Genomic DNA, 9,280 nt, shown 5'->3' with positions numbered 1-9,280 from the left:
CGCGCGGTGGAGCCGGCGGCGACGGCGGATGGTTCATCGGCAACGGCGGCAACGGCGGCGCCGGTGGGTCGAATGGGGCGGCGAGTGGGGTCGGCACCGGCGGTGCCGGGGGCAACGGCGCGCTGCTGTTCGGCAGCGGCGGCACGGGCGGGGCCGGCGGCGCCAACTCGTCGGGCGCGGGCGCCGGTGACGGCGGCGTCGGCGGTGCCAGCGGGTGGCTTCTCGGTAACGGCGGCGCCGGCGGTAACGGCGGCGCCGGGTCGACGGGCGGGGCCGGTGATGGCGGCAACGGCGGCGACTCCCGGTTCGTCGGCAACGGCGGGGACGGCGGCGATGGTGTCGCCGGCGCGCAGGGCGGCACCGGCGGCCGCGGTGGGCTGCTATTCGGGCAGGACGGGACGAACGGCACCCCCTAGCGCCCCTAGCGCGCCGATCCGCCCCTGCGGCGCGGGATGTTCAGTAGGGTATCGGCGTGCGCGAGGTGGCCGGTCAGCAGCGACGGGTCGATGCGCCGCCGGGCCTGGACCCGCAGAGCCGACTCAAGCGCTACGAACAGGCGTTTGCCGACCACGACGCGCCGTTCGCTTTCGTCGACCTCGACGCGATGTGGGCAAACTCCAGCCAGTTGCTGACACGCGCCGGCGACAAGCCCGTCCGGGTGGCGTCGAAGTCCCTGCGCTGCCGCCCGCTGCTGCGCGAGATCCTGGACTCTGACCGGCGGTTCGACGGGCTGATGACCTTCACGCTGCCCGAGACGCTGTGGCTGGCCGGCCACGGCTTCGACAACCTGTTGCTTGCCTATCCGAGCACCGACCGCGCCGCGCTGCGCGAGCTCGGTGACCTCACCGCCGAGAAGCCGGACGCGGCGCCGATCGTCATGGTCGACAGCGTCGAGCACCTGGATCTGATCGAGAGCGCGACCGACCAGCCGATACGGCTGTGCCTGGATCTCGACGCGGGCTACTGGCGCGCCGGGGGGCGAGTCAAGATCGGCCCCAAGCGCTCGCCGCTGCACACGCCGGAACAGGCGCGCGCGCTCGCCGTGCAGATCGCCCGTCGGCCGGCGCTGAAGCTGGTGGCGTTGATGTCCTACGAGGGGCACATCGCGGGTTTCGGCGACGAGGTGGCCGGCAAGTTCGCCCGGAACTTCATCGTGCAACGGATGCAGCGCATGTCGTTCGAGGAGTTGCGCGAGCGTCGCGCCCGCGCCGTCGAGCTGGTGCGCGAGGTCGCCGACCTCGAGATCGTCAACGCCGGCGGTACGGGGGATCTGCAGCTCGTCGCACAGGAGCCGGTGGTCACCGAGGCGACTGCGGGCTCGGGGTTCTACGCGCCGACGCTGTTCGATTCGTACTCGGCGTTCACCCTGCAGCCGGCGGCGATGTTCGCGTTGCCCATCTCACGCCGGCCCGATGCCGCGACGGCGACCGCACTGGGGGGCGGCTACCTCGCCAGCGGCGTCGGCGGCAAGGACCGCATGCCGACGCCCTATCTGCCGGCCGGGCTCGCGCTCGACCCGATGGAGGGCACGGGCGAGGTTCAGACCCCGTTGCGCGGTGCGGCGGCGCGACGGCTGAAGGTCGGCGATAAGGTTTACTTCCGCCACACCAAGGCCGGCGAGATGTGCGAACGGTTCGACCGCCTGCACCTGGTCCGGGGCGCGCAGATCGTCGATACCGTCCCTACCTACCGCGGCGAGGGCCGCGCCTTCCTCTGAAAGGACTGCTATGACCGGCGACGGGCCCGTCACCGCGCTGCCGAGCGAGCTGGCCACGATGCGCGAGGTCGTCGAGACGCTGGCGCCGATCGAACGAGCGGCCGGCGAGGCCGGCGAGCACCGGGCCGCCGAGTGGATCGTCGAACGCCTGCGGACGGCGGGTGCACAGCGCGTGCGGATCGAGGAGGAGCAGTTCTACGACGGCTACCCGCGACTGCACGCCAAGCTGGCGGCGATCGGGGTCGTCGCCGGACTGGCCGGGCTGGCCAGCCGGCACCTGCGGCTGCCGGCCGCCGCTGCGGGCGTGGGCGCGGGGCTGGCGATCGCCGACGACTGCTCCAACGGCCCACGCGTCGCGCGCAAACGCATCGAAAAGGCCCGCACCACATGGAACGTCGTCGGCGAGGCGGGTGACCTCGACGGCGAGCACACCGTCGTCGTCTGCGCCCATCACGACGCCGCGCGCACCGGCAAATTCTTCAATCAGGGCCCGCAGCAGTACCTCGTCGAGCGGTTTCCCGGGATCGCCGAGCGGATGAACACCTCACTGCCGAATTGGTGGCCGCCCATCCTGGCGCCAACCCTCGCGGGCGTCGGCGCGCTGCGTGGCAGCCGCCGGATGATGCTCGCGGGTGCGGCAATGAGCGCGGCCACCGCCGCGATCTTCGCCGACATCGCCCGCAGCCCGGTCGTCCCGGGCGCCAACGACAACTTGTCCGCCGTCGCACTGATCGTCGCGCTCGCCGAGCGGCTGCGCGAGCGTCCGGTGAAAGGCGTACGGGCCCTGCTGGTTTCGCTCGGGGCCGAGGAGATCCTGCAGGGCGGCATCTACGGGTTCATGGCCCGCCACGGGCCCGAGCTCGACCATGACCGAACGTACTTCCTCAACTTCGACACGGTCGGCTCGCCGGAGCTGGTGATGCTCGAGGGCGAGGGCACGACGGTGATGGAGGACTACTACCGCGGCGCGTTCCGCGACCTGGTGGCCCGCGCCGCCGAACGGGCCGACGCCCCGGTGCGCCGCGGGATGCGCGCGCGCAACAGCACCGACGCCGTGCTGATGAGTCGCGGGGGATATCCGACCGCCTGCTTCTCGTCGATCGACCGCTACAAAGAGCTGTCGAACTACCACCTTATGACCGACATCCCGGAGAACGTGGTCTACGAGACGGTGAGCCACGCCGTCACCGTCGCCGAGGCTGTGATGCGGGAGTTGGTGCGGTGAGCCTGATTTGGAGCAACTGGGCCGGCGAGCAGTTCTGCTCTCCGACGGCCGTGGTGCGACCGGGCTCGGAGGACGAGCTGGTCGGCGTCGTCGCAGGGGCGGCCAGGCGCGGCGAGCGGGTACGGGCCGTCGGTACCGGGCACTCGTTCACCGACTGCGCGTGCACCGACGGGGTGATGGTCGACATGGCCGGCCTGCAGCGGGTCGTCGACGCGGACACCGCCACCGGTTTGGTGACGATCGAGGGCGGCGCGAAGCTGCACACACTCGGTCCGCAACTGGCCGCGCATGGGTTGGGGCTGGAGAACCAGGGCGACATCGACGCGCAGTCCATCACAGGCGCCACCGCGACCGCGACACACGGTACCGGGGCGCGCTTTCCGAACTTGTCGGCGCGGATCGTCTCGCTGCGGCTGGTCACGGCCGCCGGCGAGGTGCTGACGCTGTCACAGGACTCCGACCCGGAGGCGTATCTGGCGGCGCGGGTGTCGCTCGGCGCACTCGGGGTCATCTCACAGGTGACCGTGCAGACGGTGCCGCTGTACACCCTGCATCGGCGCGACGAGCGCCGCGCCCTGACCGAGACGCTGGACCGCCTCGACGAGTCCGTGGACGGCAACGACCATTTTGAATTCTTCGTATTCCCCTACGGGAAAACGGCTTTGACCCGCACCACCAGGCGCAGTGTCGAACAACCCACGCCCACACCGGCGTGGAAGCGCAGGCTCGGTGAGGACGTCGAAAACGTTGGGTTAAGCCTGATCTGCCGCGCCGGTCGTCGATTCCCCGGGGCCGCGGCGGGTCTCAACCAGCTGATGACGAGCCTGATATCGGAAGCCACCGTGCAGGACCGCGCGTACAAGGTCTACGCGACCGAACGCAAGGTCAGATTCACCGAACTGGAGTATGCGATTCCGCGTGAGCACGCCCGCGAGGCGATCGGCCGCGTCATCGACGTCGTGCACCGCCGCAAGCTGCCGATCATGTTCCCGCTAGAGGTGCGCTTCGCCGCCGCCGACGACGCCTTTCTGTCCACGGCCCACGGGCGCGACACCTGCTACATCGCCGTGCACCAGTACACCGGCATGGAATACGAGACGTACTTCCGTGCCGTCGAGGCGATCATGGACGACTACGCGGGCCGCCCGCACTGGGGCAAGCGCCACTACCAGAGCGCCGGCACGCTGCGCGAGCGCTACCCCGACTGGGATCGTTTCGCCGCGGTCCGCGACCGCCTGGACCCCAATCGGGTGTTCCTCAACGACTACACCCGGCGGGTACTCGGCCCCTGACGGCGCGACCAAAGGCCCCAACCGCAGGGACCAAAGTCATTGGCTGCCGGCAACACGGTGACCTGCGGCGCCGAGAGTCGTAACTTTGTGCATGAAGCGAATGGGGCCGATATGACAAGCACCAATTTCATGCGCAACAGCGACGCGTTCACCTGGGCGATGGAGACGGATCCGCGGTTGCGGTCGACCGTGGTCAGCGTGGTATTGCTGGATCGCTCGCCGGACTGGGAGCAGGTCCGCCTGCGATTCGACCTGGTCAGTCGTAAGGTGCCGATGTTCCGCCAGCGGGTAGTGGAGTCTCCGCCGCCCGCCCCGCCGCGCTGGGAGCATGACGCGGACTTCGACCTGGACTACCACCTGCGCCGCACGGCCCTCTCCGGACCCGGCACGCTCGACGACGTGCTCGAACTGGCCCGGCTGGCCGAGATGCAGGATTTCGACCGCGCCCGTGCACTGTGGGAGACGACGTTGGTCGAGGGGCTGGAGAACGGCCGCGCCGCGGTGATCTGCAAGTTCCATCACGCGCTCACGGACGGGGTCGGCGGCGTCCAGATCGCGATGAACCTGTTCGACCTCTCCGACGATGTGTACAAGATCGACGAACTGCCCGCCGCACCCGAGGCGCCCGCGTCGTCACCGTTCGACGGGTACCGCGACGCCTGGAACTACAACACGTCGGTGGCCGGCAAGGCGTTGGCCCAGACGGTCAAGCTTGCGCCGCGGTTCGTGTATGACGCCATCCGACAACCCATTTCGACCGTCCGCTCGGTAGGCGCGAATGCGGTCTCGGTCTACCGGACCGTCCGGCCCATCAATGCGACCGGTTCCGCGCTGACCCAGGAACGCAGCCTGATCCGTCATCTCGGGGTCCACGAGGTACCGCGGCAGCAGCTGCGCGAAGCGGCGCACCGCTGCGGTGGCGCGCTCAACGACGCGTTTGTCGCGGCCGTGGCCGGCGGGTTACGCATCTACCACGAGAAGCACGGCGCCCCGGTCGGGGACCTGCACCTGTCGATGCCGATCAGTCTGCGAACGCAGTCCGACGATGTCGGCGGGAACCGGATTACGTTGATGCGCTTCGACGTGCCCGTCGGCGAGGCCGATCCGGCGCGGCGAATCAAGGCGATACACGAACGCGCCGACGCGGTGCGTCGGGAACGGTCCCTGCCGTACACCCAGTTGATCGCCGGCGTGCTCAATCTGGTGCCGCGCTGGTACATCGGGTCGGTGCTGCGTCACGTCGACTTCGTGGCCAGCGACGTGCCGGGTGTGCCGGTGCCGGTCTTTCTGGGCGGCGCGGCCGTGCTGGGCCAGTACGCGTTCGGCCCGACGATCGGCTCGTCGGTCAACGTGACGCTGCTGACCTACGTCGATACCTGCACGCTGGGCATCAACGTCGATACCGCGGCGATCCCCGACTATGACGTATTTCTTGATGCGATCGTCGCGGGCTTCGACGAAGTATTGGCGCTCGCAGGTTGATTCGGCGTCCGACCAGTCCACGCTAGTCCGCGCCGCGGGCTTCTGGTCGATATCAACACGCTCACAGGAGCGTATCGATGTCCGCCGCGATCTGGCGCACCGACGGAGATCACCAAATCATGGCAGGGTGCGTCGATTAGGGCGCACGCAAGTGAGATGTCTTCATCTGCAGGCTGTTTGTTTCGCCGGTGGGCATCGATAGGAGCGAAGGAGGCATGATGGCGAGCTGGGTTTCCACCCAGGCGTCGTGTGGCCCGAACTCTGGTCGCATTCTCGACACCGCGCGGGGCATCCTCATCGGTCTGCGCCGGTGCCGGTCCGACACCGCGTTCGACGAGCTGCACAGCGCCGCAGTACGTCACCGGGTACCGGTGTTTGCCATGGCATGGGCGTTGGTCCACCTGGCGGGCGAGGGCGAGAAGACAACCAGCTTCGTCGACGCGCAGTCGGCGGCCCGTCGCGAGTGGGGCGAGCTCTTCGCCGTCGCGGCCGGCTGACTGATCGGGTCGGCGGAATCGCTTGAGCACGAGGCGTACACGGCCGTGGTAGCGGGGAAGTATCACGGCCGTTGCGTCTCGCGCTGCTAGCGCGTCCAGGCCGTTGATTCCGCGGCGGCCCGCAGGGCCTCGACGATCTGCCGCTCCTTTTGCAGGAACCGCTCGGTGGGAGCGGGCACCGAGATCGCGACCACGTTGTCGCTCGCGGTGCGCCGCGCGATGGCGGCGGCGGAAATACCCGGGGTGTGCTCCCCGCGGTCGAATGCGATTCCGGTGCCCCGGATCTCGGCCACCTCGCGGCGCAGCGCCTCAGCGGCATCGGGGGCCAGCCGGGAGATCGCGGCCTCGGCGTCGGCGTCGTCAAGCGTTGCCAGAGCGGCCTTTCCGTTGGCGGTGCTGTGTAGCGGGAATCGCACCCCGATCGCCGATACCGCCCGCAGCCGGTGGGTGGATTCGATCTGATCGACGAACCACATCCGGTGGCCGCGCAGGACCGACAGGTCGATGGTCTCGTCGTCGGTTGCGCGCGCCACCTTTTCGATGGTGGGCCGGAAGACCGCCGCGATGTGCGCGGCGGCGTCGCCACCGAATCCCAGCAAGCGCTCGCCGAGCGAGAACCGACCGTGTGAGTCGACGCTCGCCAGCCCCACCTCGACGAGGCCGACCAGCAGGCGGCGAGTGGTCGACTTGGCCAATCCCAGCCGCTCGCCGAGATCAACGAGGCGCAGCTGTCCGGGCTCGGCGGCGATCTCGTCGAGTGCCGCGGCGGCGCGGCGCAGCACCTGAATGCCCTCGTCGCGATTGGTTCGCGGATTTTGTTCCCCCGGCGCCACTATTCCACTATATTGTGCCGCATATCGGACTATCAAGAACCGTATTCCGGTTCTAAGGGAGTGGAGATGAGCGCGCTACCGGCCGGGCGGCACTTCTTCCGCGGCGACGACGGATATGAGCAGGCCCGCCGCCGAACGGTATGGCATCAGCGCGTGCCCGATCGCTATCCCGGCGTGATCGTCCAGGCCGTCGGTAACGACGACATCGTGGCCGGCCTGCGCTATGCAAAGGCCAACGGGTACAAGGTCAGCATCGTCTCGGGCGGCCACAGCTTCGCGGCCAGCCATCTGCGCGACGGCTCCGTGCTGCTCGACGTGAGCCGCCTCGACCACGTCACCATCGACGCCGAAAAAGGCCTCGCCGTCGCCGGACCGGGCAAGGGCGGCAGCCTGCTGATGGCCGATCTGGAAGCCCAGGGGCTGTTCTTCCCCGGCGGTCACTGCAAGGGCGTGTGCCTGGGTGGCTATCTCTTGCAGGGCGGCTACGGCTGGAACAGCCGGATCTACGGCCCCGCGGTCGAGAGCGTCGTCGGGCTCGACGTGATCACCGCCGACGGCGAGCAGATCCACTGCGACGAAGACCATCACCCCGACCTCTACTGGGCGGCCCGCGGGGCGGGGCCGGGCTTCTTCGGGGTCGTCACGTCGTTCTACCTCAAGCTCTACCCGCGGCCCGCCGTGTGCGGGACGAGCGTCTACGTCTACCCGTTCGACCTGGCGGACGAGGTATTCAGCTGGGCACGCGAAGTCGGCGCCGAGGTCGACCCCCGCGTCGAACTGCAGGCCGTCGCCTCCCGTGGCGAACCGAACATGGGCATCGACGTACCCGTCATCTCGTTCGCGTCCCCGGCGTTCGCCGACTCGCAGGCGGAGGCGGAAATGGCCCTGGCCCTGTTCGGCACCTGCCCGGTCGCCGACCGAGCGCTCGTCAAAGTGCCTTACATGCCAACGGATTTGGCCACCTGGTACGACGTCGCGATGAGCCACTACCTGGCCGACCACCACTACGCGGTGGACAACATGTGGACCTCCGCGCCTGCCGCCGACCTGTTGCCCGGCATCCGCTCCATCCTCGACACGCTGCCGCCCCACCCGGCGCACTTCCTCTGGCTGAACTGGGGCCCGGTGCCGCCGCGGCAGGACATGGCCTACAGCATCGAGGCCGACATCTACCTGGCGCTCTACGGCTCCTGGAAGGACACCGCCGACGAGGCGAAGTACGCCGACTGGGCGCGGTCCCACATGGCCGCCATGTCCGGCCTGGCGGTCGGCATCCAGCTGGCCGACGAGAACCTCGGCGCGCGTCCGGCCCGGTTTGCCAGCGACGCGGCGATGGCCAAGCTGGACCGGGTGCGGGCCGAATACGATCCCGACGGTTTGTTCAACAGCTGGATGGGGCGCATCTGATGGCCACCGAACGGTATCTGGGCTACCGCAACGACGACGCCAACACGCCTTACGGGAAGTTCTTCCAGCCCGAAATGGCGCCGTTGCCAAGCCATGTCGTCGAGGCGCTGCAGCACGGCCCGCAAGGTGGGATGGCCCTGTTAGCCTTCGCCGATGCCGCGACCGTCGCGGACGACGGCTATCAGCAGACCGAGAATGGCTATGGCGTCCTCGACGACGGCAGCTATCAGGTGTCCGTCCGCACCGACATGCCCGGCGTCACGCCGGCGATGTGGGCGTGGTGGTTCGGTTGGCACGGCTGCGATAGCCGTCGCTACAAGCTCTGGCATCCGCGGGCGCATCTGTCCGCCGCGTGGAAGGACGGCGACGACGACGGTGGCCGGGTCGGGGCCCGGCGTTACGTCGGCCGCTGGTCGTTGATCAGCGAATACATCGGCTCGTCGTTGCTCAACGGCGCGATTCAGTTCGTCGCACCGGAGGAGATGGGCTGCCCTGCCGACAGCGACGATGCGGTGGCGATCTGCGCCCGGCTGGGTGCCGGGGACGCCCCGGCGGACGTCGGATGGTTCATCCACCACATCCGGTCGACGCAGGGCGGGGCCGAGATGCGGTCCCGCTTCTGGATGGGCGGACCCCACATCGCGGTGCGAAAGGCCCCCGGAGTCGCGTCGAAAGCGTTGCGCCCGATAGCGTCTCGAATACTCGGCGACCCGGCGACCAGCGGCCGCAATCTGCTCGTGCATTGCGCGCAGGAGATGAATCACCTGGCCGGCTTCCTGCCGGAACTCTACGACGCCTTCGGTGACGAGTAGGCGACGCGCGGTGCG

General features: G+C 69.1%; 8 protein-coding genes and 1 pseudogene. 8 read left to right on the top strand and 1 reads right to left on the bottom strand.

All coding sequences use genetic code 11. The features are described from left to right. The 6 genes and pseudogenes from AC5Y5V_RS31060 to AC5Y5V_RS31035 all read left to right on the top strand — a co-directional run. Positions 1 to 416, top strand: a pseudogene (locus tag AC5Y5V_RS31060) (PE family protein); the annotation flags it as partial. Positions 417 to 472: 56 nt separating this feature from the next. After that, positions 473 to 1,717 carry an amino acid deaminase/aldolase gene (locus AC5Y5V_RS31055; protein ID WP_499942860.1) on the top strand — a complete coding sequence of 415 codons (1,245 nt, stop codon included), beginning with the start codon at positions 473 to 475 and terminating at the stop codon, positions 1,715 to 1,717. Positions 1,718 to 1,727: 10 nt separating this feature from the next. Next, complete coding sequence (locus AC5Y5V_RS31050; RefSeq protein ID WP_499942858.1) at positions 1,728 to 2,942, top strand: M28 family peptidase; 1,215 nt, start codon at positions 1,728 to 1,730, stop codon at positions 2,940 to 2,942. Further along, positions 2,939 to 4,234, top strand: a complete 1,296-nt coding sequence (locus AC5Y5V_RS31045) for a D-arabinono-1,4-lactone oxidase (protein WP_499942856.1) — start codon at positions 2,939 to 2,941, stop codon at positions 4,232 to 4,234. The genes AC5Y5V_RS31050 and AC5Y5V_RS31045 overlap by 4 nt, the downstream gene beginning before the upstream one ends. Before the next feature lie 111 nt (positions 4,235 to 4,345). After that, positions 4,346 to 5,716 carry a wax ester/triacylglycerol synthase domain-containing protein gene (locus AC5Y5V_RS31040; RefSeq protein ID WP_499942855.1) on the top strand — a complete coding sequence of 457 codons (1,371 nt, stop codon included), beginning with the start codon at positions 4,346 to 4,348 and terminating at the stop codon, positions 5,714 to 5,716. 215 nt (positions 5,717 to 5,931) lie between these two features. Further along, the gene (locus tag AC5Y5V_RS31035; RefSeq protein ID WP_499942853.1) at positions 5,932 to 6,213 is read left to right on the top strand and encodes an ANTAR domain-containing protein; all 282 of its coding nucleotides are present in this window, start codon (positions 5,932 to 5,934) and stop codon (positions 6,211 to 6,213) included. An 86-nt stretch (positions 6,214 to 6,299) separates the two neighbouring features. Here AC5Y5V_RS31035 and AC5Y5V_RS31030 read toward each other — a convergent pair whose 3' ends face one another. Then, complete coding sequence (locus AC5Y5V_RS31030) at positions 6,300 to 7,046, bottom strand: IclR family transcriptional regulator (RefSeq protein WP_499942851.1); 747 nt, start codon at positions 7,044 to 7,046, stop codon at positions 6,300 to 6,302. A 66-nt stretch (positions 7,047 to 7,112) separates the two neighbouring features. Between AC5Y5V_RS31030 and AC5Y5V_RS31025 the strand changes: the two genes are divergently transcribed. Then, positions 7,113 to 8,453: an FAD-binding oxidoreductase gene (locus AC5Y5V_RS31025; protein WP_499942850.1), complete on the top strand. Its 1,341-nt coding sequence runs from the start codon at positions 7,113 to 7,115 to the stop codon at positions 8,451 to 8,453. Continuing rightward, a complete protein-coding gene (locus AC5Y5V_RS31020) occupies positions 8,453 to 9,265 on the top strand; it encodes a DAPG hydrolase family protein (protein WP_499942849.1) in 813 nt (270 codons plus the stop codon). The genes AC5Y5V_RS31025 and AC5Y5V_RS31020 overlap by 1 nt, the downstream gene beginning before the upstream one ends. The last annotated feature ends 15 nt before the right edge of the window (positions 9,266 to 9,280 follow it).

The sequence above is a fragment of the Mycobacterium sp. NGS68 genome, assembly GCF_059812195.1.
Note: the sequence above shows the minus strand (reverse complement) of the source record. Positions and strands in the feature narration are given on the sequence as shown.